25 protein-coding genes are annotated in these 24,800 nt (G+C 60.3%); 15 read left to right on the top strand and 10 right to left on the bottom strand.

Annotated features, from left to right (window positions below; all coding sequences use genetic code 11):
• The first annotated feature begins 132 nt into the window (after nucleotides 1–132).
• Nucleotides 133–444, top strand: coding sequence for a 30S ribosomal protein S20 (rpsT, locus tag ACQ4MS_RS03290; RefSeq protein WP_007864125.1), 312 nt, complete (start codon nucleotides 133–135; stop codon nucleotides 442–444).
• 288 nt (nucleotides 445–732) lie between these two features.
• Here rpsT and ACQ4MS_RS03295 read toward each other — a convergent pair whose 3' ends face one another.
• Nucleotides 733–1,044 (bottom strand): DUF3579 domain-containing protein, encoded by a 312-nt coding sequence (locus ACQ4MS_RS03295; RefSeq protein ID WP_431097709.1) that lies wholly within the window; start codon nucleotides 1,042–1,044, stop codon nucleotides 733–735.
• A 269-nt stretch (nucleotides 1,045–1,313) separates the two neighbouring features.
• On the opposite strand from ACQ4MS_RS03295, the gene ACQ4MS_RS03300 reads away from it, so the two are divergent.
• Both ACQ4MS_RS03300 and argF read left to right on the top strand, forming a co-directional pair.
• On the top strand, nucleotides 1,314–2,531 hold the full coding sequence (locus ACQ4MS_RS03300; protein ID WP_431097710.1) for an aspartate aminotransferase family protein: 1,218 nt from the start codon (nucleotides 1,314–1,316) through the stop codon (nucleotides 2,529–2,531).
• Entirely contained in the window at nucleotides 2,528–3,472 is a 945-nt protein-coding gene (gene argF / locus ACQ4MS_RS03305; protein ID WP_431097711.1) for an ornithine carbamoyltransferase, read from the top strand. Before ACQ4MS_RS03300 ends, argF begins: the two co-directional genes overlap by 4 nt.
• Nucleotides 3,473–3,549: 77 nt before the next feature.
• On the opposite strand, the gene ACQ4MS_RS03310 is transcribed toward argF, so the two are convergent.
• A complete protein-coding gene (locus tag ACQ4MS_RS03310) occupies nucleotides 3,550–4,551 on the bottom strand; it encodes a Bug family tripartite tricarboxylate transporter substrate binding protein (RefSeq protein ID WP_431097712.1) in 1,002 nt (333 codons plus the stop codon).
• A 184-nt stretch (nucleotides 4,552–4,735) separates the two neighbouring features.
• On the opposite strand from ACQ4MS_RS03310, the gene ACQ4MS_RS03315 reads away from it, so the two are divergent.
• Together ACQ4MS_RS03315 and ACQ4MS_RS03320 are read left to right on the top strand one after the other, a co-directional pair.
• Nucleotides 4,736–6,088 (top strand): class-II fumarase/aspartase family protein, encoded by a 1,353-nt coding sequence (locus ACQ4MS_RS03315; RefSeq protein ID WP_431097713.1) that lies wholly within the window; start codon nucleotides 4,736–4,738, stop codon nucleotides 6,086–6,088.
• Nucleotides 6,089–6,111: 23 nt separating this feature from the next.
• Nucleotides 6,112–7,170: an oxidoreductase gene (locus ACQ4MS_RS03320; RefSeq protein WP_431097714.1), complete on the top strand. Its 1,059-nt coding sequence runs from the start codon at nucleotides 6,112–6,114 to the stop codon at nucleotides 7,168–7,170.
• Nucleotides 7,171–7,223: 53 nt separating this feature from the next.
• On the opposite strand, the gene ACQ4MS_RS03325 is transcribed toward ACQ4MS_RS03320, so the two are convergent.
• Together ACQ4MS_RS03325 and ACQ4MS_RS03330 are read right to left on the bottom strand one after the other, a co-directional pair.
• Entirely contained in the window at nucleotides 7,224–8,372 is a 1,149-nt protein-coding gene (locus ACQ4MS_RS03325; protein ID WP_431097715.1) for a GntR family transcriptional regulator, read from the bottom strand.
• 101 nt (nucleotides 8,373–8,473) lie between these two features.
• Nucleotides 8,474–9,238: an SDR family oxidoreductase gene (locus tag ACQ4MS_RS03330; protein WP_431097716.1), complete on the bottom strand. Its 765-nt coding sequence runs from the start codon at nucleotides 9,236–9,238 to the stop codon at nucleotides 8,474–8,476.
• Between the two features lie 225 nt (nucleotides 9,239–9,463).
• Here ACQ4MS_RS03330 and kynB point away from each other — a divergent pair, with 225 nt between their 5' ends.
• From kynB to ACQ4MS_RS03375, 9 genes are all read left to right on the top strand, one after another.
• Nucleotides 9,464–10,111: an arylformamidase gene (gene kynB / locus ACQ4MS_RS03335; RefSeq protein WP_431097717.1), complete on the top strand. Its 648-nt coding sequence runs from the start codon at nucleotides 9,464–9,466 to the stop codon at nucleotides 10,109–10,111.
• A gap of 10 nt (nucleotides 10,112–10,121) precedes the next feature.
• Complete coding sequence (kynU, locus tag ACQ4MS_RS03340) at nucleotides 10,122–11,402, top strand: kynureninase (protein WP_431097718.1); 1,281 nt, start codon at nucleotides 10,122–10,124, stop codon at nucleotides 11,400–11,402.
• Complete coding sequence (gene kynA, locus ACQ4MS_RS03345) at nucleotides 11,402–12,265, top strand: tryptophan 2,3-dioxygenase (RefSeq protein WP_431097719.1); 864 nt, start codon at nucleotides 11,402–11,404, stop codon at nucleotides 12,263–12,265. The genes kynU and kynA overlap by 1 nt, the downstream gene beginning before the upstream one ends.
• Nucleotides 12,266–12,304: 39 nt before the next feature.
• A complete protein-coding gene (locus tag ACQ4MS_RS03350; RefSeq protein ID WP_431097721.1) occupies nucleotides 12,305–12,799 on the top strand; it encodes a hypothetical protein in 495 nt (164 codons plus the stop codon).
• A gap of 14 nt (nucleotides 12,800–12,813) precedes the next feature.
• The gene (locus ACQ4MS_RS03355; RefSeq protein WP_431097722.1) at nucleotides 12,814–13,479 is read left to right on the top strand and encodes a PspA/IM30 family protein; all 666 of its coding nucleotides are present in this window, start codon (nucleotides 12,814–12,816) and stop codon (nucleotides 13,477–13,479) included.
• A 10-nt stretch (nucleotides 13,480–13,489) separates the two neighbouring features.
• The gene (locus tag ACQ4MS_RS03360; RefSeq protein ID WP_431097723.1) at nucleotides 13,490–14,110 is read left to right on the top strand and encodes a YqiJ family protein; all 621 of its coding nucleotides are present in this window, start codon (nucleotides 13,490–13,492) and stop codon (nucleotides 14,108–14,110) included.
• A 23-nt stretch (nucleotides 14,111–14,133) separates the two neighbouring features.
• Complete coding sequence (locus ACQ4MS_RS03365; protein ID WP_431097724.1) at nucleotides 14,134–14,373, top strand: hypothetical protein; 240 nt, start codon at nucleotides 14,134–14,136, stop codon at nucleotides 14,371–14,373.
• A 64-nt stretch (nucleotides 14,374–14,437) separates the two neighbouring features.
• On the top strand, nucleotides 14,438–16,150 hold the full coding sequence (locus ACQ4MS_RS03370; protein ID WP_431099527.1) for a flotillin family protein: 1,713 nt from the start codon (nucleotides 14,438–14,440) through the stop codon (nucleotides 16,148–16,150).
• 201 nt (nucleotides 16,151–16,351) lie between these two features.
• Nucleotides 16,352–17,425, top strand: a complete 1,074-nt coding sequence (locus ACQ4MS_RS03375) for a hypothetical protein (protein ID WP_431097725.1) — start codon at nucleotides 16,352–16,354, stop codon at nucleotides 17,423–17,425.
• Between the two features lie 68 nt (nucleotides 17,426–17,493).
• Here the strand turns inward: ACQ4MS_RS03375 and ACQ4MS_RS03380 are convergent, their stop codons facing one another.
• The 3 genes from ACQ4MS_RS03380 to ACQ4MS_RS03390 all read right to left on the bottom strand — a co-directional run bounded on the left by ACQ4MS_RS03380 (nucleotide 17,494) and on the right by ACQ4MS_RS03390 (nucleotide 22,098).
• Nucleotides 17,494–18,699 carry an FAD-dependent monooxygenase gene (locus ACQ4MS_RS03380; RefSeq protein ID WP_431097726.1) on the bottom strand — a complete coding sequence of 402 codons (1,206 nt, stop codon included), beginning with the start codon at nucleotides 18,697–18,699 and terminating at the stop codon, nucleotides 17,494–17,496.
• Nucleotides 18,699–21,578: an aconitate hydratase gene (locus tag ACQ4MS_RS03385; protein ID WP_431097727.1), complete on the bottom strand. Its 2,880-nt coding sequence runs from the start codon at nucleotides 21,576–21,578 to the stop codon at nucleotides 18,699–18,701. Before ACQ4MS_RS03385 ends, ACQ4MS_RS03380 begins: the two co-directional genes overlap by 1 nt.
• A gap of 106 nt (nucleotides 21,579–21,684) precedes the next feature.
• Nucleotides 21,685–22,098, bottom strand: coding sequence for a hypothetical protein (locus ACQ4MS_RS03390; RefSeq protein ID WP_431097729.1), 414 nt, complete (start codon nucleotides 22,096–22,098; stop codon nucleotides 21,685–21,687).
• 152 nt (nucleotides 22,099–22,250) lie between these two features.
• Between ACQ4MS_RS03390 and ACQ4MS_RS03395 the strand changes: the two genes are divergently transcribed.
• Complete coding sequence (locus tag ACQ4MS_RS03395; protein ID WP_431097730.1) at nucleotides 22,251–23,084, top strand: helix-turn-helix domain-containing protein; 834 nt, start codon at nucleotides 22,251–22,253, stop codon at nucleotides 23,082–23,084.
• A gap of 16 nt (nucleotides 23,085–23,100) precedes the next feature.
• On the opposite strand, the gene ACQ4MS_RS03400 is transcribed toward ACQ4MS_RS03395, so the two are convergent.
• The 3 genes from ACQ4MS_RS03400 to ACQ4MS_RS03410 form a co-directional block, all read right to left on the bottom strand.
• Nucleotides 23,101–23,499: a VOC family protein gene (locus ACQ4MS_RS03400; RefSeq protein WP_431097731.1), complete on the bottom strand. Its 399-nt coding sequence runs from the start codon at nucleotides 23,497–23,499 to the stop codon at nucleotides 23,101–23,103.
• A 34-nt stretch (nucleotides 23,500–23,533) separates the two neighbouring features.
• Nucleotides 23,534–23,896: a DUF1428 domain-containing protein gene (locus ACQ4MS_RS03405; protein WP_431097733.1), complete on the bottom strand. Its 363-nt coding sequence runs from the start codon at nucleotides 23,894–23,896 to the stop codon at nucleotides 23,534–23,536.
• Nucleotides 23,897–24,298: 402 nt separating this feature from the next.
• Nucleotides 24,299–24,799: a BON domain-containing protein gene (locus ACQ4MS_RS03410; RefSeq protein WP_431097734.1), complete on the bottom strand. Its 501-nt coding sequence runs from the start codon at nucleotides 24,797–24,799 to the stop codon at nucleotides 24,299–24,301.
• Between the last annotated feature and the right edge of the window lies 1 nt (nucleotide 24,800).

Genomic DNA, 24,800 nt, shown 5'->3' on the forward strand with positions numbered 1-24,800 from the left:
TTTGCCGGGCCACAGGCGGGCGGCCCCCTCGGGGGGCAAGGAGTTACACGCAGTGAACGACTGTGGGGGCTATAATCATGGGCTTTGCTGCAACATCCACAGACTCCTCCCCAGGATTAAAGGAATTTATATATGGCTACCGCCAAACCCAAGAAAAAGAACCCCCGCCTCGCGTCGGGCCGTAAACGCGTCCGCCAGGACGTCAAACTCAACGCTGCGAACACCTCGCTGCGCTCCAAATACCGCACCGCTGTGAAAAACGTCGAAAAAGCCGTTGCAGCCGGTGACAAAGACAAAGCCAAGGACCTCTTCGCCAAGGCCCAGAGCATTGTGGACACAGTTGCCGACAAGGGTATCTTCCACAAGAACAAGGCAGCGCGCGACAAGAGCCGCCTGTCCGCCAAGGTGAAAGCCCTGGCACTGGCCCCCGCAAAGGCCGCCTAAGCAATTAGGCAAATCGCCCGGACGGCATTCTTCTCTCGAAAATACCGTCCGCCGTTTTGTAGGGTGCGCTGCAGCAAAGCAAAAAAGCCGTCGAAAGACGGCTTTTTTGTTGGGCGCTTCATTTTGACCCCGGATGAGCCAGAAAGCGTAGCGAACGGGTACGAGGCAAGGCGCCCGGAGCACAGCAACCGGAATCTGCTTCAGTACATGAGGATTGCGACTGAAAGGGAGATGGGCCCCTTTCGCTTCCCATCAGGCGCAACGCCGCATCGCGCCCGCGCAGTAGCTTTATGGCTTATCCGGAATGAGGCAGGCCTCCGCCATCTGCAGGTCATTGTCCCTGGCGAAGTTGATGGCGAAATCCCAGGCCATAGGCTCGGCCTCGCGCAACTCAGCGTTGACGACCACGCATTTCACGCCGTTGATCACGGTAGGCACACACCAGGGGGAATAAGTCAGGTGGCTGCCGGGCTGCGGGCCGCCCGGGCGGAAATGGCTCATCACACCGCACAACCTGTCGGCCCAGTCGCTGGGGCGGAAGGTTTTGCCGTCGCGGGTAATACCCTGAATGAAGACTTCTTTGGCGGTGTTGGAGACCATCGGATGGAGGGTTTTGCGGCGCCTGACGTGGGAAAGCGATCGTATTCACCCCATGCTGCACCGCACAACAATTCTATCTTATTTGCGACTCTTATATAAGACTTGATGCCTGATTTTCAACATCAAGAGGTGCCGGGCGCCCTCATTGCAGTGATGCAGGATCGTCACAAAAGCCCGCAAACTCTGCGCCTAAAATCAGCTCAGGCCCGCTTCACTTGTAGCGGGCCTCCGATTTTCAGCCCCGTTAAGCCCCTAGTTCCGGAGTTCTCATGACCGCAGCCCTTCCCAAGCACATCGAAGCCGCCTCCCCTCACGTGATGAACACCTACGGCCGCCTGCCCATCGCGCTGGACCACGGCCAGGGCTGCCGCGTCTGGGACGTCAACGGCAAGGCTTACCTCGACATGCTGGGCGGCATTGCGGTCAATACCCTGGGCCACAACCACCCCAAGCTGGTGCCGGCCCTGCAGGAGCAGATCACCAAACTCATCCACACCTCCAACTACTACCATGTGCCGCTGCAGGAAGCCCTGGCCGCCAAACTGGTGGAGCTCTCGGGCCTGGAAAACGTGTTTTTCTGCTCCACAGGCCTGGAAGCCAACGAGGCCGCGCTCAAGCTGGCGCGCAAGTTCGGCCACGACAAAGGCATTGAGCGCCCGGAAATCGTGGTCTATGAAAAGGCCTTCCACGGCCGCAGCATCGCCACGCTGAGTGCTACCGGCAACCCCAAAGTGCAGGCAGGCTTCGGCCCCCTGGTTGAAGGCTTTATCCGCGTGCCGCTCAACAACATCGATGCGCTGAAAGCAGCCACCACCAACAACCCCAATGTGGTCGCCGTGTTCTTTGAGGCCATCCAGGGCGAAGGCGGCATCAACAGCATGAAGGACGAGTATCTGCGCGAGGTGCGTGCGCTGTGCGACGAGCGCGACTGGCTGCTGATGATCGACGAAGTGCAGTGCGGCATGGGCCGCACCGGCAAGTGGTTTGCCCACCAGTGGGCCGGTATCAAACCCGACGTGATGCCGCTGGCCAAGGGCCTGGGCTCGGGCGTGCCGGTCGGCGCCGTCGTGGTCGGTCCCAAGGCCGCCCGCATCTTCGGCCCTGGCAACCACGGCAGCACCTTCGGCGGCAACCCTCTGGCCATGCGGGCCGGCGTGGAAACCCTGCGCCTCATGGAAGAAGAAGCCCTGCTGGCCAATGCCGTGAAGGTGGGCGATCACCTGCGCGCGGCGCTGGCAAGCGGCCTGGCCGGAGAAAAAGGCCTGAAAGAAATCCGCGGCCGCGGCCTCATGTTGGGCATTGAGCTGACAGTACCCTGCGGCGAACTGCTCGGCCGCGCCGCCGAAAATGGCTTGCTGCTCAGCGTGACAGCCGACACCGTGATCCGCATGGTCCCTTCGCTCATCCTGACCACGGCCGAGGCCGACGAAGCGGTGGCTATTTTGGTGCCGCTGATCAAGCAATTGTTGAAAGAGAAAAACGCGTGACCACTGCGAGCCCCTCTACCCCCGCCCCAGTGCGGCATTACCTGCAGTTCAGCGACCTGAACGCGGCTGAGTACGCCTACCTGTTCGAGCGCGCCGCCATCATCAAGAAGAAGTTCAAGACCTACGAAAAGCACCAGCCACTGGTTGACCGCACGCTGGCCATGATTTTCGAAAAAGCCTCGACACGCACGCGCGTGAGCTTTGAGGCCGGCATGTACCAGCTGGGCGGCAGCGTGGTGCATCTGACCACCGGTGATAGCCAGCTAGGCCGGGCAGAACCGATTGAAGACAGCGCCAAAGTCATCAGCCGCATGGTCGACCTGGTGATGATCCGAACCTTTGAGCAAACCAAGATAGACCGCTTCGCCGAGCATTCGCGCGTGCCCGTCATCAACGGCCTGACCAACGAGTTTCACCCCTGCCAGATCCTGGCGGACATCTTCACCTACATCGAGCACCGCGGCTCCATCAAGGGCAAGACGGTAGCCTGGGTAGGCGACGGCAACAACATGGCCAATACCTGGTTGCAGGCCAGCGAAATCCTCGGATTTAAAGTGAACGTGAGCACACCGGGCGGCTACGAGGTCGACCAGTCGATTGCCGGCATACGCTCGGCCGAAAGCTACAAGGTCTTCAAAGACCCGATGCAGGCCTGCGCCGGTGCCGACCTGGTGACGACAGACGTCTGGACCAGCATGGGCTACGAAGCCGAAAATGAAGCGCGCAAGAAGGCTTTTGCCGATTGGTGCGTAGACACCGAGATGATGCGCGCCGCCAAGCCCGACGCGCTCTTCATGCATTGCCTGCCTGCGCATCGCGGCGAGGAAGTAGAAGCTGACGTGATCGACGGTCCTCAGTCAGTGGTTTGGGATGAGGCGGAAAACAGGATGCACGCGCAAAAGGCACTCATGGAGTTTCTTCTGCTCGGGCAACTTGCGTAAACGCTGGGCGATGAACGATAGGGCGTGAGCTGGACAAGAGACCCTGGCCACCGGAGAGGCCGACAAGCCGGTCCGAATCACTCCATGGTGATTTTTGCGGTCTTCACAATATCGCGGTACAGCGCGGCCTGAGGACCGACGAACGCACGAAGCTCACGCCCGGTCATTGGAGCGACCGTAATGCCGGCTTCCGTCAACTTTGTGCGCACGTCGGGCTGCGCGAGAGCATCCAGCAATGCCTTCTCATAAGCGGCCACGATAGAGGGAGAAGTCCCCGCTTTTACAAACAGGCCTTGCCAGAGCGGCAGCGAAATTCCGTTGAAGCCCTCTTCATCACCAATACGCCTGACATTCGGCAGTTGCGGAACCGGGGCACCGTCAGACACCGACAGCGCCTTGATCTTGCCCTCCTTGAGAAAGGGCATCGCCGTCGACAAGACCAGTACCGCGCTGTCCACCTGGCCACCGACAAGATCATTCACGATTTGGGCACCACCACGGTACGGGATATGCAACATTTCCACCTTCGCGCGTTTATTGATGAGCGACCCATAGAGATGTTGCATCGTCGCAATTCCGGGCGTTGCGTAATTGAAGTTCTCTTTACCGCTTTTACGTAGCGCACCCGCCAAGTCGGAAAGCGTCGCGTGGGGCGACCCCGTGGGGACCGCGAATACCATCGGTACCGTGGTCATTCTGCCAACCGGCAGAAGGTCCTTCTCCCAATCGAGCCTGACTTTTGGATTGACCATGGGCACCAGCACGGTATCCGTGCCCCCCATATAGATGAAGTGACCGTCAGCCGGCGCGTTGAGCGCTTTTTGCGCGGCAATCATGCCGCTGGCTCCCGCGACGTTCTCGACGATAACCTGACGTCCCAATCGCTTTGACAGCTCGGCACCTACAACGCGGGCGACCAGGTCGGCACTGCCGCCGGCAGAGTACCCGACTATCAGCGATACGGGCTTGTCCGACTGTGCGAGGCCGATGCCCGGCAACAAAACACTGGCACCCAGCAAGGCAAGCTGGTTTAGCAGTCTGCGGCGCCCGGCTCGCTGCCAGGCAAAAAGATTTTCCATGACGTGTCTCCATGTTTTATATACCCGCTGTGTGCGTGGCAAATGAATTGTATTGATATTTATTGTAAATTGTATTTATTTTCAATTTATTCAATATAAAACATGTTATTACGTAAATACAATATGCATCTATAAAAATTTTCAAGCGAAGCATCAATGCAAGTTTTCGTTCAACAAGCCGTCCATGAATATCAGTATGTTTGAATCATTTATTACCGGCCACTGGTTCAACTGCGAGGCCAAGCGCATCTGGAGTGACAGGGCAACTTTGCAAGCATGGCTCGATGTCGAAGCCGCACTGGCTCGCGCCCAGGCCGAACTTGGCGTCATCCCCGCCGAGGCGGCGCAGATCATTGGGAAGAACGCCGATGCCCGGCTCTTCGACCTGCAACGCTTGTCCAGGGACATCGCATTCGCGCAACATCCGCTCGTTCCCGTGCTCTCCCAGTTCGAAGAGCTGTGTGGCGACCCAGCGGCGGGCTATATCCATTGGGGGGCGACGACCCAGAACATCTTCGATACCGCAAGTTCACTGCAGATGCTCAAGACACACCACTTGCTGACGGGTCATCTGGATGCAGCCATCGCCGCACTTGGCAGGCTGGCGCAGGAACACCAGACAACGGTGATGGCGGGCCGCACACACGGCCAGCATGCATTGCCGATGACCTTCGGCTTCAAGCTTGCCGGATGGATTGACGAACTGGACAGGGACCGCGATCGCCTGGTGCGACGCCTGGCCTCGTCGTTCGTCGCATGCATGGGCGGCGCGATAGGCACTTTTGCAGCCATGGGCGAGGCGGGCCGTGCCGTTGAAAAATGCATGGCTGAGCAGCTCGGGCTACCGCCGGCCGGGCTGCCAAGCCGGTCCTCCTACGACCGCGTGTGCGACTACATTTCAGCACTCGGACTGCTGGCAGGCACCGCACAGAAAATCGCACAAGACGTCGTACTCATGCAGCGCACAGAAATCGGGGAAGTTGCGGAAGCGTTCCATATGGGCAAAGTGGGCAGCTCAACCATGGCGCAGAAACGCAACCCCTCTACAGCACTGCTGCTGGTCAGTCTTGCACGCATGATGCGGATGCGGGTTCCTGCTGCTCTCGAAGCGATGGTGCGCATGGACGAAGGCGACTCGTCGGCGACCAACGTGACCGACACCCTGCTTCCGGAAATCGCCGTCATCTCGACGTCTATTGCCGAAACCCTTGCCAGGCTGGCAAAGGGTCTCACCGTCAATACTGAGGCCATGCGCCACAATCTTGAGCTGTCGGGCGGCCTGATCGCTTCGGAAGCCGTCATGATGCGGCTGACCAGTCTGATGGGACGCCATGAAGCACACAAGGTACTCTACGAAGCAGCTCAACGGTCTCAATCCGAAGGGATTCCATTTATAACAACCATCAGTGAGCACCCGATGTTTGCAAAGCATGGGCTTCCCGAGGGGCTGGCTCAGGCACTTGTAGCGCGCAACTACGTGGGCGAATCGGCGGCCATCACGATTGAGACGGTCAAGCGGGTAACGCGACCTCGATAAACGGTCAACCAAAGGGCAACCCTGTGCTTCAAACACTCTCCGTTGGTATCGTCGGTTACGGCTATGCCACCAAAACCTTTCACGCGCCATTGATAGCAGGAGTTCCAGGGCTCAGGCTTGCCGCGATTTCAAGCAGTGATCCTGCCAAGGTGCATGCCGATTGGCCCGATGTGCAGGTCGAGGCAACAGCAGCGGCGCTTTTTGCCCGTGCGGACATTGACCTTGTGGTGATACCCACACCCAACGACACACATTTTCCGCTCGCTTGTGCAGGGCTGGCCGCAGGCAAGCACGTGGTAGTGGACAAACCCTTTACGGTCACGTCGGACGAAGCACGGCAGCTGCAGGCAAGAGCGCAGGCCGCTGGGCGTCTGCTTTCCGTCTTCCACAATCGGCGTTGGGATGCGGACTTCCTGACTGTGCGCAAAGTAATCGCCTCCGGTGAACTGGGGCAAATCGTTCATTTTGAATCGCACTTCGATCGATACCGGCCGGAAGTGCTCAACCGTTGGCGCGAACACGCCGATACGGGCGGCGGACTGTGGTACGACCTTGGAGCACATCTGCTGGACCAGGCGCTGCAGCTATTCGGACTTCCCGAATCGATCATGCTCGACCTCGCACAGCAACGCGATGGGGCAAAGACTCCCGACTGGTTTCACGCCGTGTTGCACTATGGCCAAAGCCGGATCATTCTGCATGGCAGTGCCCTGGCGCTGACCCCGGGACCGCGCTTCACAGTGCACGGAAACCTGGGCAGCTTCGTCAAGATGGGGCTTGATCCTCAAGAAGATGCGCTGAAAGCCGGAAAGCGCCCGCCAGCGCCGGACTGGGGCGTTGATCAGCTGCCTGCCGCGGTTTCCGTTTGGGCTGACGGCGCTTGCGTCAGGCGCGAAATAACCTGCGTTGAGGGCGATTACCCCGCCTACTACCGCGCCGTGCGAGATGCCATCCACGGTAAGGGAATCAACCCCGTCACGGCCAATGAGGCGATGCAGGTCATCGGTCTGATTGAGCTAGGGCTTAGGAGTGCGCGGGAAGGTCGCACAATGCCCGTTTCCAGCGTTGAATTCCAGGCGTGACAGGTCGCGCTTGATACAAGCTTGAAAGCAAACGCCGGCATTCGCAGCGATGATCAGGAACCAGCCGCAAACGCCTCGCCGCGAGTCTTGACGGACTTCCGCAGCGCATCAGCCGTCGGCGGCGTGCCTATCGATTGACCCTCATAGGTTGTTACAGGAATCAGGCGCACGCCATAGGGAAGAGAGGGGTCGGTCCATCGCGCATTAATGGCCTGATGCAAATATTCGATCTGATCGGCTACGCTGCATCCGATCGTGTCAAAGAAGTTGGCGTGTTCGTTCGCAAGATCCGTACGTCCCAGCAACACCACGCCCAGCTGTGAGGGTATGGCAATTCCGGCTTCTTGCAGCAGCGCCCGAAATCTGGCGCCATCCTCGATACCCCACGCCACCAACGCGGTAAACGGTAGCTTTCCAGAGGCATCCAGCCCTGCCTTGATCATCTCCACAAGCACCGCTTCGTAGTTCTCATCAGGCAAGTGCGGTACGGCGATCGTCTGCAACTCGGTCCCCGTCAGGGTCGCCTGCAGGTGGTCGAACCGCCGCCGGCCCATTTGGGTTGCCAGAAATGGTTGCGACGTCGTTGCATACGCAATGCGGCTATGGCCGCGCCGCTGCAAAAGCGTGATCGCCACAGCCAGGGGCTCTCCCCATTCCATGCCGACCACCTCGACGTCGGCCCCGGCGAGCGCCGCGCCATCCACGGCCAACACATCGCATTTTTCCTTCAGCGCAGCAAGCAAATCAATCGTGATGGTTTTGTAGCTCGACTGAACCACACAGGCGTCAAAGCGGGGCGAACCCTTCAATATAGTCCGGGCATGAGCGGGATCGGTGTAAGAAACTTCCAGTACACGGTGGCCGTCCGCGGTAAAGCGACGCTGCAACCCTTCTATCAACACACGTCCGCGGGTGATGCTGATTGAACGGCGAAGCAGCAGCACTGATCTTCCGGCTGGCGACGGGGCGCCAGGGCTGCCGGCGGCCTCGCCTTCCAGGCGAAAGTAGGTTCCCCGCCCCACCTCCGATGCAATCAGCCCCCTGGCCTTGAGGCCCTGGAATGCGCGCTGAATCACCATCTGGGACACCGCGAACCGGCGCATCAAATCCCGAATGGTGGGAAGGCGATCTCCGGGCCGGGCGGTACGGGCCAGCTCTTCGAGATACTGTTCCAGATCAGATGCTGTATTGCTCATATACATACAATACAACACATTTCACGCTGGCAAAATCGGCGCCGGGCACGATGACAGGAGCGCAACAGCGGGACCCACGGAGGCCCCGGTTCAACGTGCCGGCGCTATCAACCGCGACCCACAAACGGCATCTTCGTGGCCATGATGGTCATGAACTGCACGTTCGTCGACAGCGGCAGCGACGCCATGTGCACCACCGCATCGGCCACTTCTTTCGCATCCATCATCGGCTCAATGGCGATCTCTCCGTTGGCCTGCGGCACGCCCTTTGCCATGCGCGCGGCAAGTTCTGTCATGGCGTTGCCGATGTCGATCTGGCCGCAGGCAATGTTGTACTTGCGCCCGTCCAGCGAAATTGACTTGGTCAACCCTGTGATAGCGTGCTTGGTCGAGGTGTAAGGCGCTGAATTGGGCCGGGGCGCGTGGGCGGAGATCGAGCCGTTGTTGATGATGCGGCCGCCCTGGGGCGTCTGGTCTTTCATCAACCTGATGGCTGCCTGCGCGCAAAGGAAGGAGCCGGTCAGGTTGATGTCGACCACATTGGTCCACTGCTCAAACGTGATGTCCTCGATGTTCACGGGCGGCGCGCCCACGCCGGCATTGTTGAACAACAGGTCAAGGCGGCCGAACTTTTCTTTTACTTTGGCAAACGCCGCCGCCACGGACTCGGGCTTGCTCACGTCGGTCGGCAGCGCCAGCACGCGATCCGTGCCGCCCTCCCTGGCGACCTCGTTGAGCGGCTCCACGCGGCGCCCCACCAGCGCCACGCTATAGCCTTCACGCAGCAGGGCCAGGGCCACAGCCTTGCCGATACCTGTGCCCGCGCCGGTGACGAGTGCGACTTTGCCGTTGGACCTGTTCTCGGAATTCATGGTGCGCCTTTGTCTCTTTGAAGGGGGTTGTAAAGGTGTTCTGGTAAATCGATGCAGCAATGAGCGCTACAGCCTTTAATTGTGCCCGAGGCTGGCGAATTGCACAGGCTACACGCAGCCGTGGCGCGGCTCGTCCCAGTCAAAGTACTTTAGGTTTCAACATTTTTTGAGATTGTTGGAAATAACCGACACCACGGCATTTTTGCCGGTGCTACCTTTGGATCCATGCCTGCTTCCATCACATCACCACCGCGAAAACTCTGGGACATCTCACCGCCAGTGGATGGAAACGCTGCAGTGTTTCCCGGCGACACGGCCTACTCGCAACAGCTGCATTTCACGCTGGAGCCGGGCTGCCCGGTCAATGTCAACAGCATCACGTTGTCGCCACACACCGGCGCCCATGCCGATGCGCCGCTGCACTATGCCAATGGCGAGGCCTCCATCGGCGAGGTGGGTCTCGCCCCCTACCTTGGGCCTTGCCGCGTGATCCACTGCATCGGCTGCGGCCCCTTGGTATTGCCCCAGCACATTGCCCACGCGCTCGACAACTTGCCGGCACGCGTGCTGCTGCGCACATCGCGCGTCGCCAGCCAAAGTTGGGAGTCATTTACGGCTGTAGCTCAGGAAACAATTGGGTTTTTAGCTACTAAAAACATAGCACTTATCGGCATAGACACCCCCAGCGTGGACCCGGCCACCAGCCAGGATCTGCCCAGCCACCACCAGTTGCTGGCACACGGCCTGCGCGTGCTCGAAAACCTGGTGCTCGACGATGTACCTGAAGGCGACTACGAACTCATTGCCCTGCCGCTCAAGCTCACCCGGGCAGATGCCTCACCCGTTCGCGCAGTCTTGCGCGAACTCCTTTGAAGATCACTCCATGACCACTCTGCAAGACTGCCGCGCCTTCGATGCGCAAGACCCGCTGCGTGCGCTGCGCCAGCAGTTCATACTGCCCGAAGGCGTGATCTACCTTGACGGCAATTCGCTGGGTGTCTTGCCCAAGACAGCCGCCGCCCGCGTCGCCGAAGCGGTGACAGCCGAATGGGGCCAGGGCTTGATCCGCTCCTGGAACAGCGCCGGCTGGTTTGAGCTGCCGCAGCGCCTGGGCAACAAGATCGCGCGGCTGATAGGCGCGGCGCCCGGCGAAGTAGTGGCCACCGACAGCACCTCCATCAACCTCTACAAAGTGCTGAGCGCCGCGCTGCATATCGCCGCGCAAGACGCGCCCGCGCGCAAGGTGATCATCAGCGAGCGCAGCAACTTCCCCACCGACCTTTACATCGCCGAAGCCCTGTGCCGTGAACGCGGTTTTCGCCTGGAGCTCGTCGAGCCCGAAGAGATCACCACCGCACTCACCGCAGATGTCGCCGTGCTGATGTTGACCCACGTGAACTACCGCACCGGCGCCATGCATGACATGGCCGCCGTGACCAGCGCGGCGCATGCCGCAGGCGTGCTCACCGTCTGGGACCTGGCCCACAGCGCAGGCGCCGTGCCGGTGGACCTGAATGCGGCCAAAGCGGATTTCTCCATCGGCTGCGGCTACAAATACCTCAACGGCGGCCCCGGTGCGCCGGCCTTTGTCTGGGTCAATCCCAAACACGCCGACCGCTTCTGGCAACCGCTCGCCGGCTGGTGGGGCCACGCGGCGCCGTTTCAGTTCACCCCCGACTACAAGCCTGCGGCAGGCATCTCCCGCTACCTCTGCGGCACACAGCCCATCCTGAGCATGACGGCGCTGGAGTGCGGGCTGGACACCGTGCTCGCCGCTGAAGCGATGGGCGGTATGCAGGCCCTGCGCAAAAAGTCCCTGGCGTTGACTGACCTGTTTATCCGGCTGGTTGAAGAGCGCTGCGCAGGGCACGGCCTGGGCCTGGCCACACCGCGCGAACACAGCCAGCGTGGCTCCCAGGTGTGCCTGACCAAAACAGAAGGCGCCTATGCCATCGTGCAGGCCCTGATTGCACGCGGCGTGATCGGCGACTACCGTGCCGGTGATGGCGAGGTCGGCAAGCATCTCGACATCCTTCGCTTCGGCTTCACCCCGCTCTACGTCGGCTTTGAAGACGTCTGGAACGCCGTCGAACATTTGAAGCAAGTGCTGGAAACCGCCGAATGGCAGCAAGCCCAGTTCAACCAAAAGCACGCGGTCACATGATGAACAAAAGCGACAACAACAAATCCCAAGCGCCCGAAGACATCGTGCGCGACGAAAAAGCGCAGCTCGACTTCAGCAAATCGATGAGTTATGGCGACTACCTGCAGCTTGATGCGATCCTGGGTGCACAGAAGCCGCTCTCGCCCGACCACAACGAGATGCTGTTCATCATCCAGCACCAGACCAGCGAACTCTGGATGAAGCTGATGCTGCACGAGTTGCACGCGGCAATTGCCGACGTTGCGAAAGACGAGCTAGGCGGCGCCTTCAAGATGCTGGCGCGCGTGAGCCGCATCATGGAGCAACTGGTCCACGCCTGGGACGTGCTGGCCACCATGACCCCTCCCGAGTACAGCGCGATACGCCCCTACCTCGCCAACTCCAGCGGTTTTCAGAGCGCGCAATACCGCTGTATCGAATTCGCCCTCGGCAACAAGAACGCCGCCATGCTCAAGCCCCACGCGCACCGCCCCGACCTGCTGGCACAGGTGCAAGCCGCCTACGAAGCCCCGTCGCTCTACGACGAAGCCCTGCGCCTGCTGGCCCGCCGCGGCCTGCCCGTGCCGGCCAGTCATACGCAGCGCGACTGGACCTTGGGCTATATCGAGAGCGATGCCGTCGAGCAGGCCTGGCTGGTGGTTTACCGCGACCCGAAGAAATACTGGGACCTGTACCAGCTTGGCGAGGAGCTCACCGACCTGGAAGACGCGTTCCGGCTCTGGCGATTCAGGCACGTCACCACGGTGGAGCGGGTGATCGGCTTCAAGCGCGGCACCGGCGGGACCGGCGGCGTGAGCTACCTGCGCAAGATGCTGGACGTGGTGCTCTTTCCAGAAATCTGGAAATTGCGTACCGACCTCTGAAAATCCGGCACTTATTTATCTGTTGACGAACGTATTCATTTGAATACAATCGTCAACATGGTACCTATTTCCGCCCGACTCCCCGACGATCTTTATGAGTGGCTGTCGACGCTTCCGATGGAAGACGCGACTACCCTTAGCGACAAGCTCCGTGTCGCCGTACTCCACCTCAAGCGCATGCATGACGGCGACGCCGATTACCTGGGCGCCCTCTCGATGTACCGGGACTTGGGCCGCAACACACGCGAACAGATCGCCCAGCTCGAACGTAAGACCGGCCAGCACTCTGAAGTGCTGGCGGCGTTCATGGAGCATCTTCCGGCTTTGATCGCCATGCTGCATGCCAGCCAAGCCTCGTCTCCCAACAGTGCAAAGGAACTGGAAGCCGTCCTGGTCAAACGCACCATGCAACTGGCAGAGACACTGCTGAGACAAGCGGTTACCGCGCGCGCCGCCGCTTATGATGAAAAAGTCATCATTGATAATTCGACTCGTGTGCTCGAGTTGGCGCGACTGATTTCGTCACCACGCTAAAAAGGGAGGTTTTTATGGCCGACAGCTTACGTACCCGGGTTACCCGCGTGATCACGGGCGGCGCGCATGCGCTACTCGACAAAATAGAGGATGCCGCGCCTGTCGCCGTGCTCGAACAATCGGTGCGCGAGGTCGAACAGGTCACCGACGAGGTCAGGGCCGAACTCGGGCGCATCGTCGCGAACCGGCACCTCGCCCAGCAGCAGCACCTGCAGCTCAACAAGGAACACGATGCCTTGTCGGCCTCCGTCACCACGGCGATTGCCGAAAACCGCGAAGACCTGGCCAAACAGGCGATCGCCCGCCAGCTGGACATCGAAGCCCAGTTGCCCATCCTGGAAACCAGCCTCAGTGAAATGAGCCAGCAGGACAAGGAGCTATCCGGCTTCGTGGATGCGCTGATGGGCAAGAAGCGCGAGATGGAGAAAACCATCCAGGACTTCGAGTCATCGCGCCGCCTCGCCGAAACCAGCAACCTGCGCAAAAACCCCGCCGCCACCGCCGAAGCGAGGATGAATTCCGCCCAGTCGGCGTTCGACCGTACCTTCCGGCGCCACACCGGCCTGGACGGCGCCGCCAGCGGCGGGCTGGAGCAGGCGGCCAAGCTCAACGAACTCAACCAGCTGGTGCGCGACAACAAGATCAGCGAGCGCTTGGCCCAGCTCAAGGCGAGCCATTGAAGCCGCCGCGATGATCATCTTCACCGCACCGGAAACCTGGCCTTTTGGCGCCGCGCTGGCCGTGATGGTCGGCTTGAGCATTGTGGAGGGAGCGGGGCTGATGCTGGCGCACAGCCCCTCGCACATTCTTGACAACCTGCTGCCTGAGATGCCCGACAGCGCCGACGGCCCGCTGGGCTGGCTGCATGTCGGAAAGGTACCGCTATTGGTGCTGCTGATACTGTTCCTGGCAGGATTTACCGTATCCGGTTATGTAATCCAGTCCGTCGCCCACGGCTTGGCCGGCTCCCTGCTCCCCGCATGGCTGGCAAGCATCCCGGCTTTCCTCGCGGGCACCTCAACGGTCAACGGCGTGGGTGGACTGCTGGCGAAGATCGTGCCCGGCGATGAAACCAGCGCGGTCAGTGAGCAGACCTTGATAGGCCGCGCCGGCGTCATCGTCAAAGGCCATGCGCGCGATGGCGTGGCAGCCGAGGCCAAGGTCCGCGATGCGAATGGCCGTGCGCACTATGTGATGGTCGAACCCGACATCGCGGAGCAAACGCTCGACGAAGGCACGGCCATCGTGCTGGTGCGCAAAGCCGGCGCCCGCTTCAAGTGCATACGCAACCCGCACCCTGAGCTGCTTTAAACCCCAACAACTGGAGAAACGACTTGATCGAATTGCGCAACAAACAAACCTCGTCGCCTATTGGCAGCATCACCCAGGAACAACTGGCCTTTCTGGTCGGGTTCCTGGAAGAAGAAAGCGAGGACGACCAGGACTATTGGCTCAATCCTGAAACACTGGAATTGATGCGTGAGGCAGGTGCAGATGCGGGTCTCTTGGCCATGCTGACGCAGGCCATGACTGGCAGCGAAGAGCTTGAGATCGAGTGGACAAAAGCGGCTTAAAGGCCGGCAAACCTGTTAAAGGTTTGTTCAATATCAAAAAAACGGAGGAGTGAACGTGATCGACATGCTTATAAATATCGCCATCCCGGCAGCACTGGTATTTTTCCCGCTGCTGCTGATCGGCATCATCTTTGCGCGGCTTTACCACCGCGCCACCAAAGAAACCGCTTTTGTGCGTACCGGCCTAGGAGGCCAGAAGGTCATCATGGATGGCGGTGCCATCGTGCTGCCGATCTTTCACGAAACCATTCCCGTGAACATGAACACGCTCAAGCTCGAAGTCTCGAGGCGCGAAGAGCAGAGTCTGATCGCGCTGGACCGCATGCGTGTGGACGTCGCCGCCGCCTTCTTCGTGCGTGTCAAACAGACTGCGGAGTCCGTCAGCACCGCCGCCCAGACCCTGGGACGGAAGACCATGGAACCGGCAGCGCTCAAGGTTCTCGTTGAAGACAAGTTTGTTGATGCCCTGCGCGCCACCGCGGCCACCATGTCGATGCGCGAGCTTCAGGACAAGCGCCGGGAGTTCGTCCAGGCGGTTCAGAACGCCGTGGCGGAAGACCTTGAGAAGAACGGCCTGGAACTGGAATCCGTCTCGCTCACCAGCATGGATCAGACCGCCAAGGAATTCTTCAACCCCAGCAATGCCTTCGACGCGGAAGGTCTGACGCGGCTGACTGAAGAAACCGAAAGCCGCCGCAAACAGCGCAACGACATCGAGCAAGACACCGAAGTCCAGGTGCGCACCAAAAACCTCGAAGCCGAACGCCTGAAGCTGACGATTTCCAAGGAGCAGGAATTTGCCACCTTGACTCAGCAACAGGAAATCTCCAACGCCAAGGCCGACCAGACCACTGCCATCGCCAAGATCGAAGCCGAGCGCCAACGCGAAGCCGAAGAGGTCCGCATCAACGCCGATCGTCTCGTGAAAGAACGGCGCATTGAAGCCGACCGCACCGTCAACAGTGCAGAGATCGACAAAAATCTTTCAGTTCAGAAGAAGCAAATCGAGGCTGACCGTGAAACCAAGGTCAAGCAGGCGGAACAACGCCAGTCGATCGAGCTCGCCAACCAGACCGCCGCGATTGCCATCGCCCAGAAGTCGCAGGAACAGTCGCAGGCTGACGCCGCCGCGAACACTGCGCGCGCCGATGCCGTGAAATCCGAAGAACTTGTCAACACTGCACGCGAAGTGGCAATCGCCGAACGCGGAAAATCCATCCAGCTCATCGACGCGGCGCGGGAGGCGGAACAGCAGGCGATCTCGGTAACGGTGGCGGCCACCGCCGAACGTGAGGCCGCGGAAAATCGCGCACTCGCGCTGAAGGTCGAAGCTGACGCCAAGCGCGCCGCGGCCCTCGCTGAAGCAGAAGGCATCACCGCTATCAACGAAGCAAAAAATCGCCTGGGCGCTGCGCAGATTGACCTTGCCGTGCGCCTGCAACTGATCCAGTCACTGCCGCTGATCATCCAGCAGTCGGTCAAGCCACTCGAGAAGATCGAGTCGATTCGCCTGTTCCAAGTCAACGGCATGCCCACGGGCAATGGTACCGGCGGTACGGGCCAGGCCGGCGGTTCCGGCGGCGCGGGCACCTTGCCCGAACAGGTCGTCAACTCCGCGCTTCAATACCAGGTCGCCAAACCGATCGTGGATGCCATCATGAAAGACGCAGGCCTCAGCAATCCGTCACTGACGGGGATTGCCGAATCCGTGGCGGCCATGGTGGCAATGCCGCAGGTGCCTGCGGTAGTAGTGCCTCATGCCGAACCGCAGTCCTGAGATACCTGCCGCACTGCGTTGAAGTGTCGAACTGGAGCCTTCCGAAAGGGCTCCTTTTTTTGTTGGAAAAGAGCAGCGGTCAAAATAACCAGCGATATATCCCTTCTCCAGTCGACCGCCGCCTGCGCTAACAGCATCACTTCCTTCAATCAACAGTCACTATTCGTGTGTTGTTTCAAACACCTATCACCCATTCGGCCCATGAAATTTTCGACTCTGTCTAAGACCAAAAGAACTTTATCGGCGCTTGCATTGATTGTGCTGGCGCTCGCTTTTTTCTTTGCCAGGAACGATTTTGAATATTTCAAATACTACGTTTACGACTTCACCCCTGAAACGGAGAGATATGCCGCTTTAGCGGACACGACGGGAGACACGGTGGCAAAGGCTGTCGCCGAGTCAAAGGCACTCGCCATCTTTACCGGTGATACAGGTCATATCACCAAAGGCAAACTCCTGGATGCAAGCTATAAAAAAGAATACGACCAGCTTCCTGAAAAACTCTACGCCCTCAGCTTTGGTGAAACCATTTATTGCGTGACCTGCAAAGACGGCAAAAGCGAAAAGCAACACGGGTATTCGGTGATTGAAACGAATACGCCTCAGGACTTAGAAAAGTATCAGCCGAGGGTGGGTCAGGAAAACTGGAAAGCTTATTTAAAGCTGGCAATAAAAGGCGCTGTTGAATACCCCACCCTGCTGCCCACACTGCTTAATGACAACTACCTGGTGTCTGCAGAAGACTTTGGGCGGAAATACGGCAGCGACTTCGATGCGTTTTATCTCAAGGAATTGCCGTATGGCGTCAAAGAGAAGCTCCTCGATTTCTATTCATCCGACGCTGGAACGGGCTACCGATTCCTGAATTCCGGAAACCTCAAATATTCAAGCCTGTTGAGAGAAGGCGATTTCAGCGGCCAAGACAAAAAGGAAATCGCCATTCTGCTCAAGGACACGCGGGAAGAACTGGACGATAGCTACCTCCTCCTGGTGTTTCTCAGAAAGAATGATCCCTCTCTTCATCCAGAGTACTACATTGCATTTAATGAAGTATTTCATGGCAAGGTGATCATCGAAACTGTTTATAAAGACCCGGAAGAGCGGTGGGACCACAAGGTCTTTATGAACACCGAAGAGAAAGTGGAAACCAGGTACAACAGCTTGAGAATTCTCCGGCCCGAACAGAGGGACACTGTGCTCATCTACGATGAAAAATTCGACAGGATGAAGAAGTACATACAAGTTCCAAAGTCCGAGAAAAACAAGATCTCGTGAACAAGTAGTGGGCGTACCTGCGAACGTCGCCATAGGACGTACGCAAACAGTTGCTGGGTTACAAGGGCTCAACGCCCATCAACGCAGGCCGGACTTGCCCCATACAGCCAAGGCATATCCAGCAGCTTCTCACCCAGCAGTTTGAGCGAAGCGTCGCGGCCCCAGCGCAGCAGACCGTCAGCGTGGAATACTTGCCCATTGCGCAACGCCCTGGCTTGAACCCGCGCATTCCGCTGCCAGCGGTTGAGGGCATAGCGCTGCAGCATGGTGGGCACATCCAGGGCCGGATCCAGCGCCTGGGCAAGGGCATGGCCCAGTTCGGCGGCGTCTTCAATCGCCATGCCGGCGCCTTGCGCCAGGTAGGGGCGCATGGGATGGGCGGCGTCGCCTAGCAGGGCTACGCGGCCCACGGCATGCTGGTGGGCACCCTGCATGGGTGCGCGGTCATGCAGCACCCACAGGCGCCAGCCTTCAATGGCGTCCATCACTTCGCGCAGGGCGGCGCAACCGCCGACTGTCGCTGAAGCCAGGCCGGCGGCGTTGGCGCTGTGGTCCCAGAGGTCGGCTTCAGCCGCCACCTCACCATGCACGATGGCCACCACATTGAGAAATTCACCGCCGCGCACGGGGTAGCGCACCACGTGCATGCGCGGCCCCAGCCAGACGGTGATCTGCCGGCTCCTGAGCAATTCAGGTAGATTGGATTGCCGCACCAAGGCACGGTAAGCCAGGTGGCCGGTGCGGCGCGGCAGACCGTCGCCCAGCAATTCCTGGCGCACCGTGCTCCAGATGCCGTCTGCGCCTATGAGGGCATCGCCTTCAATGCCGGGGCCGTCGTCGGCCTGCACGGTAACGGCTTGCGCGGTCTGGCTGAAGGATTGCAGCGGCCGGCTCAGGTGCAGCTTCACGTCGGCGTGCTGTCGCACGGCATGCAGCAGCAGGCCGTGAAGGTCTGCGCGATGAATGGAAAGGTAAGGCGCGCCGTAACGCTGGGCCATGGCGGCACCCATAGGCAACTCACCGAGCAACTGCCCAGACACAGCGCTGCGCACCTGCAGACGTTCTGGAAACGCAGCCACAGCCTGCAGCGCGTCAGCAAGCCCCCAGCTGTGCAGCACCTTGACGACATTGGGGCCGAGCTGGATACCGGCGCCGACCTCGCTGAAGGCGCTTGCACGTTCAAACAGGCGGACATCCCAGCCGGCACGCGATGCCGCGAGCGCCGCCGCCAATCCGCCGATGCCGCCGCCGGCTATCAGGGCTTGTCTGAACATCAAGCGAGCAACTGCCGAAGCACAAACGGCAAAATTCCGCCGTTGCGGTAATAGTCGACCTCGATGGGCGTGTCCACGCGCAGGATCACGGTGACTTCCTCGCGCGAACCGTCGGCGCGCGTGATGACGAGTTTGGCTTCGCTTTGCGGCTTGAGTTCGGGGTGCGGGATCACGTCGATGACCTCGGTACCCGTCAGCTTGAGCGTCTGCCACGATTCGCCCGGCTTGAACTGCAGGGGCAGCACGCCCATACCCACCAGGTTGCTGCGGTGGATGCGTTCAAAGCTGCGTGCCACCACGGCCTTGATGCCCAGCAGCTGTGTTCCCTTGGCGGCCCAGTCGCGCGACGAACCGGTGCCGTATTCCTCGCCGGCAAAAATCACCGTGGGCGTGCCCTGGTCCATGTATTTCATCGCGGCGTCGTAGATGAACATTTTCTCGCCGCCGGGCTGGAACAGCGTCACGCCACCCTCTTCACGTGAGCCTTCCGCGTCGGGCGGAATCATCAGGTTCTTGATGCGCACATTGGCAAACGTGCCGCGCATCATCACGTCGTGGTTGCCGCGGCGCGCGCCGTAGCTGTTGAAGTCAGCCTTCTGCACACCGTTTTCCTGCAACCACAGGCCCGCAGGCGAGCTGGCCTTGATGGAGCCGGCTGGTGAAATGTGGTCGGTGGTGATGGAGTCGCCAAATAGCGCCATGATGCGCGCGCCCTTGACTGATACGCTTTTGGCCTCGCCCGCTTCCATGGTGAAGCCCTTGAAGAACGGCGGTTCGGCGATATAGGTGCTGGCGGGCCAGGTATACGACGTGCCCTTGACGCCCTTGATGTTTTCCCAGAGCTTGCCGGGCTCGGTCTTGACTTTTGCGTAGTTGGCACGGAATGCCTTGCCGTTCATGGCGTACTTCATGAGCTTGTAGATCTCGTCGCTGGTCGGCCAGATGTCGCCCAGGTACACGTCCTTGCCACCCTTGCCTTTGCCGACGGGCTCGGTCATCAGGTCGCGCATCACCGTGCCGGCGATCGCGTAGGCCACCACCAGCGGCGGGCTGGCCAGGAAATTGGCCTTGAGGTTGGGATGGATACGCGCCTCGAAATTGCGGTTGCCCGACAGCACCGCCGCGCAGACCAGGTCGCTCTTGCTGATGGCTTCGTTGAGCTCCGGCGTCAGGTCGCCGGCGTTGCCGATGCAGGTCGTGCAGCCGTAGCCGGCCAGCGCGAAGCCGAGCTTTTCCAGGTAAGGCAAGAGGCCTGTCTCGGTCAGGTACTCGGTCACGATGCGCGAGCCGGGCGCCAGTGAGGTCTTGATGTGCGGCTGCACCTTCAGGCCCGCTTCCACCGCCTTCTTGGCCAGCAGGCCCGCGGCCAGCAGCACGCTGGGGTTGGAGGTGTTGGTGCAGCTGGTGATGGCGGCGATCAGCACATCGCCGTTGCCCACCGTGATACCGGTATCCGTCGCGCTGGAGGCCGCAGTGGCCAGGTGCGTCTCACCGGTGGCCTTCGCATGGGCCAGCGTGGGCCGGTTGCCTTCCATTTCCATCACGGGGCGCGCGGCACCCGCAGGGGTGGGTGGTGCGGAGGGCAGCGTGTCCAGCCGCCCTTCGTCAGTGCGGCGCACCAGGTGGCGTGTGTTGAGCATGGCCGGCGGCTGGTTGAAGCCGTTCTCGGCGATCGGCTTGCTGAAGAGCGACTTGAACTGGCCGGCGACGTTGCCGAGCTCGATGCGATCCTGCGGGCGCTTGGGGCCCGCCAGGCTGGGTGTCACGTCGCCCAGGTCGAGCTTGACCACGTGCGAATAGTCGATCTGGCCGGCTTGCGCCACGCCGAACAGGCCTTGCGCCTTGAAGTAAGCCTCGAAGGCTTCGATCTCTTCTTTTGTGCGGCCCGTGCCCTTGAAGTAGTCGATGGTCTTTTCATCGACCGGGAAGAAACCCATGGTGGCGCCGTATTCAGGCGCCATGTTGCCGATGGTGGCCCGGTCCGGCAGGGCCAGCGTGCGTGTGCCCTCGCCGAAGAATTCGACAAACTTGCCGACGACCTTTTCCTTGCGCAGTTGCTCTGTCACGCGCAGCACCAGGTCGGTGGCGGTGACGCCTTCGCGCAGGCGGCCGGTCAGTTCAAAGCCGACCACGTCGGGTGTAAGGAAGTAGACCGGCTGGCCCAGCATGGCGGCTTCGGCCTCGATGCCGCCGCAGCCCCAGGCCACCACACCGATGCCGTTGATCATGGTGGTGTGGCTGTCGGTGCCCACCAGCGAGTCGGGGTAGTACACGTTGTCTTTGGTCTTGTGCACGCCGCGCGACAGGTATTCAAGGTTGACCTGGTGCACGATGCCGAAGCCCGGCGGCACCACGCCGAAAGTGTCAAAGGCCTGCATGCCCCATTTCATGAACTCATATCGCTCGCGGTTGCGCTGGAATTCCAGCTTCATGTTGAGGTCCAGCGAATTCTTCTTGCCGTAGTAGTCGACCATGATGGAGTGGTCAACCACCAGATCGACCGGCACGAGCGGCTCGATGGCCTTGGGGTTCTTGCCCAGCTTGAGCGCCACGCTGCGCATGGCGGCCAGGTCGGCCAGCAGCGGCACGCCGGTAAAGTCTTGCAGCACCACACGCGAGACGACAAAGGGGATTTCTTCGCTGCGCTCGGCCTGGGGCAACCAGTTGGCCAGTTGGACTACATGTTCGGCTGTGACTTTTTTGCCGTCACAGTTGCGCAGCACCGATTCGAGCACGATGCGCATGGACACCGGCAGGCGGGCGACTTTGGGGAACTGTCTGGTGAGCTCGGGCAGGGAGTAGAACTTGCCGGTTTTACCGGAGGCGGTCTTGAAGCTTTTGAGCGTGGACGAAAAAGCGTGGGGAGGCGGTTTGGCCATGGCGGACTCCTTTTTTATTGACGGCAGCCCCCATTCTGGCAGGCACCGCGGCCCCGCGGGAGCCTGGCGCCGCATACCCTGTCCTTCTACCCAGTCTTGCGCCTTCTCACCAGGCTGGTTGAGGTGTCGCGCGGCGCAGGCCGAAGTACTGCAGCTCCGCCAGCACCGCCACAGTCAGCGCTTGCATCACCACATAAGCCATGCCCAGCATGGATGGCGACACGCGGCCGCTGACCAGTAGCAGCACGCAGGCCAGCGCCCAGCCGATGTTGCCCGCCACCAGTGCCCAGAGTACGCCGCGCGGCAGAGGATTACGCGTTGAAACAAAAGCCACCACTGCCGCATAGACCAGCAGGAACTCGCCGGTGTAGGCGATGAGGCCCTCAGGCAGGTTGAGCAAGCGGGCCATCGCGGCCGGAAAAGCGACTTGCAGCGCGCCGCAGGCAATGCATGACAGCGCATCCACACGCAGCACGTTGCGCAGGAAGTTGGGGGAAGACAGGATGGAACTCGAAGACATGGCAAAACTCCTTGAAGCAGCGGCCGAAATGTTTAACTAGCGCGCCGGGCCGCCGGATCGGTGCGCATGAGGTCATCATTCCTGCGCCGCAGCGGCCCGTCGATAACCTCGGAGGTAATGGAAACCTGCCTCAATCCCTTTACGATGGCGCCATGACCGCCAGCATTCACCACCCCAGCCGCCCCGCGCCGCGCGCGGCCCAACCGTTTGGCGACCACCTGCGCCACTGGCGCCAGCACCGGCGCCTGAGCCAGCTGGACCTGGCCCATGAGGCCGACATTTCGACGCGCCACCTGAGTTTTGTGGAAACCGGCCGTTCAGTCCCCAGCCGCGAGATGGTGCTGCGGCTGTCGGAGCGACTGGACATTCCGCTGCGCGAGCGCAATGCATTGCTGGTGGCGGCCGGCTATGCACCCATGTACCGCGAGCGGCCGCTGGACGACCCGGCGCTGGCCTCGGCCCGGCAGGCCGTGGAGCTGCTGCTCAAAAGCCATGAGCCCTACCCCGCCCTCGCGGTGGATCGGCATTGGAACCTGGTGGCCGCCAACAGCATGGTGCCGCATTTGATGGAAGGCGCCGATGCCTCGCTGCTTCAAGGGCAGGTGAATGTGTTGCGCCTGAGCCTGCATCCCTTGGGGCTGGCGCCGCGCATCGCCAACCTGTTGCAGTGGCGCGCGCATATATTCGAGCGCCTGCGCCAGCAGGTCGCGGCCACGGCTGACGCGGTGCTGGCCGCCTTGCTCGAAGAACTCAAGGCCTACCCCGTGCCTGAGGAAACGAAAAACGAACACCTCGAAGGCGAACACCCGGGCGTTGTCATGCCGTTCCTGTTCAGGACACCGGCCGGCATGCTGAGCTTTATCAGTACCACCACCATCTTCGGCACGCCGGTGGACGTGACGCTGCAGGAACTCGCGATGGAGACGTTTTTTCCGGCCGATGACTTCACACGCCAGGCGCTGCTGGCGCTGGCAGCGCAGGCCTAGAACGGCCTGGGCAGGCTTACTGCGGCTGGCCCTTCATCTGCATCAGCTGGATGAGGTTGCCGCAGGTGTCGTCAAGGACGGCCACCCGCACAGGCCCCGCATCCATGGGCTCGCGGGTGAATTTGACCCCCATGCCCTTGAGCCTCTGGAATTCAGCGTCCACGTCATCCACCTGGAATGAGGTTGCGGGGATCCCGTCCTTGACCAGCGCATTCTTGTAAGGCGGTACGGCGGGGTGGGCGCCGGGCTCAAGCAAGAGCTCAGTCCCGCCCGGCTGTTCTTTCGACACGACAGTCAGCCAGCGATAGGCGCCGACGGGCACATCATTCTTCAGTTCGAACCCGAGCTTTTGGGTGTAGAAGTCCAACGCCTTGGCCTGGTCATCGACAAAGACGCTCGTCACGTAGATTCGCATGGTTTCCTTTCAGGAATTAGCGCCAACGGGGGCTTCAGAGTTCCACAATCGTTTTAAAGCCGCCCCAGATCATGCGTTTGCCATCAAAGGGAAGATTCTTTGGATCCATCATGGCCTCAAGGCGAGGGTCGGACATGACCTTTTTGTTGACGCTGTCGCGCTGCTTGCGCGATTTGTAGGTGATCCATGAGAACACCACCACTTCATCCTTCTTGAGCTTGACGCTTTGCGGAAAGGAGGTGAGCTTGCCGGGTTTCACATCATCGGCGACGCATTCGGTGTATTCGAGCGCGCCGTACTCCATCCAGATCTTGCCGGCCTTGCGGGACAGCTTGCGGTAGGCCTCCACTTTGCTGGCGGGGACGGCGACGATGAATCCATCTACATAACGAGCCATAAAGAAATCTCCTTGCATGGGTATGGCAAAAAAACCAGGAAAAAAGCAGGTGGGACCACCTGCGGCGATTCCGGACTGGAAGAGTCAGTTGCGGCTTGGAAGGCTATGCCTGAGGACATGCCGCAACTTGTGTACAGCGTACACAATATCCTGGAAAAAGAACAGCGACGGCATCTGAAAAGAAGTAACAAAGCTTGTCGCCGCCTTGATCATGGGCCGCATCGCGGCCGCGTTGACCGTGAAATCCGGTACTGAAAAAATGCGGCAGTGCTATCTTTTCAGGAGCGTATTGCGCCCGGCTGCGGGTCGTGGATCCGCTTCCCTCGGGTCTGTAGCGTTCTCTCAATCAAAAGCCCCGCCGTTTTCTTGCAGGGCTTTTCGTTTGAAATTTAAACGGATGATCTATTTCTTGTCCGGCTGCGCGGGTACGTAACGCACGGGCTCATCACCCACGCGCAGATAGTTCACCACGCCCATCACGTCATCGACCAGCCAAACGGCTTTTTCAAGCGCCTCTGATTGCTCACGCGTCTTCACACAGCCTTTGAGAAAAACCAGCCGCCGTTCGCCCTGGACCCACACGCTGGTGTCGTCGAAACGCCCGTCGAGTTTGATGTATTGTGAAACGCGCGGAATGATTTCGGCATCGTACAAATACGAGTTGGGCAACCGGCAACGCCCCGCCCGATAGCAGCTGCCGCCGTGCTGCGCCCGGACATGGGCTGCATCGCGTACTTCCTGCCCGGTGTAAAGCGGCCCTTCGGGAATCGGACAGCTGGCAATAGCCGAAGTGACCTGAACGAAGGGGTCATTGAAAGCGTTGGTGCGCGCTTGCTGGGCTGTCACACCCGTTGGCGAAAAAAGGGCAAAAAAAAGGAAGGAAAGAAGTGACAGTTTCAGCATC

It is taken from the genome of Polaromonas aquatica (assembly GCF_050626995.1).
Taxonomy (GTDB): domain Bacteria; phylum Pseudomonadota; class Gammaproteobacteria; order Burkholderiales; family Burkholderiaceae_C; genus Polaromonas; species Polaromonas aquatica_A.

Bases quoted from the DNA above. Each gene is read 5' to 3' on its own strand.
- ACQ4MS_RS03390 (WP_431097729.1), bottom strand. From the start codon at position 22,098: ATGTCTTCGAGTTCCATCCTGTCTTCCCCCAACTTCCTGCGCAACGTG.
- ACQ4MS_RS03300 (WP_431097710.1), top strand. From the start codon at position 1,314: ATGACCGCAGCCCTTCCCAAGCACATCGAAGCCGCCTCCCCTCACGTG.
- ACQ4MS_RS03405 (WP_431097733.1), bottom strand. From the start codon at position 23,896: ATGGCTCGTTATGTAGATGGATTCATCGTCGCCGTCCCCGCCAGCAAA.
- ACQ4MS_RS03400 (WP_431097731.1), bottom strand. From the start codon at position 23,499: ATGCGAATCTACGTGACGAGCGTCTTTGTCGATGACCAGGCCAAGGCG.
- kynU (WP_431097718.1), top strand. From the start codon at position 10,122: ATGACCACTCTGCAAGACTGCCGCGCCTTCGATGCGCAAGACCCGCTG.
- ACQ4MS_RS03295 (WP_431097709.1), bottom strand. From the start codon at position 1,044: ATGGTCTCCAACACCGCCAAAGAAGTCTTCATTCAGGGTATTACCCGC.
- ACQ4MS_RS03360 (WP_431097723.1), top strand. From the start codon at position 13,490: ATGATCATCTTCACCGCACCGGAAACCTGGCCTTTTGGCGCCGCGCTG.
- kynB (WP_431097717.1), top strand. From the start codon at position 9,464: ATGCCTGCTTCCATCACATCACCACCGCGAAAACTCTGGGACATCTCA.
- ACQ4MS_RS03375 (WP_431097725.1), top strand. From the start codon at position 16,352: ATGAAATTTTCGACTCTGTCTAAGACCAAAAGAACTTTATCGGCGCTT.
- ACQ4MS_RS03330 (WP_431097716.1), bottom strand. From the start codon at position 9,238: ATGAATTCCGAGAACAGGTCCAACGGCAAAGTCGCACTCGTCACCGGC.
- ACQ4MS_RS03380 (WP_431097726.1), bottom strand. From the start codon at position 18,699: ATGTTCAGACAAGCCCTGATAGCCGGCGGCGGCATCGGCGGATTGGCG.
- ACQ4MS_RS03310 (WP_431097712.1), bottom strand. From the start codon at position 4,551: ATGGAAAATCTTTTTGCCTGGCAGCGAGCCGGGCGCCGCAGACTGCTA.
- ACQ4MS_RS03315 (WP_431097713.1), top strand. From the start codon at position 4,736: ATGAATATCAGTATGTTTGAATCATTTATTACCGGCCACTGGTTCAAC.
- ACQ4MS_RS03355 (WP_431097722.1), top strand. From the start codon at position 12,814: ATGGCCGACAGCTTACGTACCCGGGTTACCCGCGTGATCACGGGCGGC.
- ACQ4MS_RS03410 (WP_431097734.1), bottom strand. From the start codon at position 24,799: ATGCTGAAACTGTCACTTCTTTCCTTCCTTTTTTTTGCCCTTTTTTCG.
- ACQ4MS_RS03370 (WP_431099527.1), top strand. From the start codon at position 14,438: ATGCTTATAAATATCGCCATCCCGGCAGCACTGGTATTTTTCCCGCTG.
- ACQ4MS_RS03385 (WP_431097727.1), bottom strand. From the start codon at position 21,578: ATGGCCAAACCGCCTCCCCACGCTTTTTCGTCCACGCTCAAAAGCTTC.
- rpsT (WP_007864125.1), top strand. From the start codon at position 133: ATGGCTACCGCCAAACCCAAGAAAAAGAACCCCCGCCTCGCGTCGGGC.
- kynA (WP_431097719.1), top strand. From the start codon at position 11,402: ATGAACAAAAGCGACAACAACAAATCCCAAGCGCCCGAAGACATCGTG.
- ACQ4MS_RS03395 (WP_431097730.1), top strand. From the start codon at position 22,251: ATGACCGCCAGCATTCACCACCCCAGCCGCCCCGCGCCGCGCGCGGCC.
- ACQ4MS_RS03325 (WP_431097715.1), bottom strand. From the start codon at position 8,372: ATGTATATGAGCAATACAGCATCTGATCTGGAACAGTATCTCGAAGAG.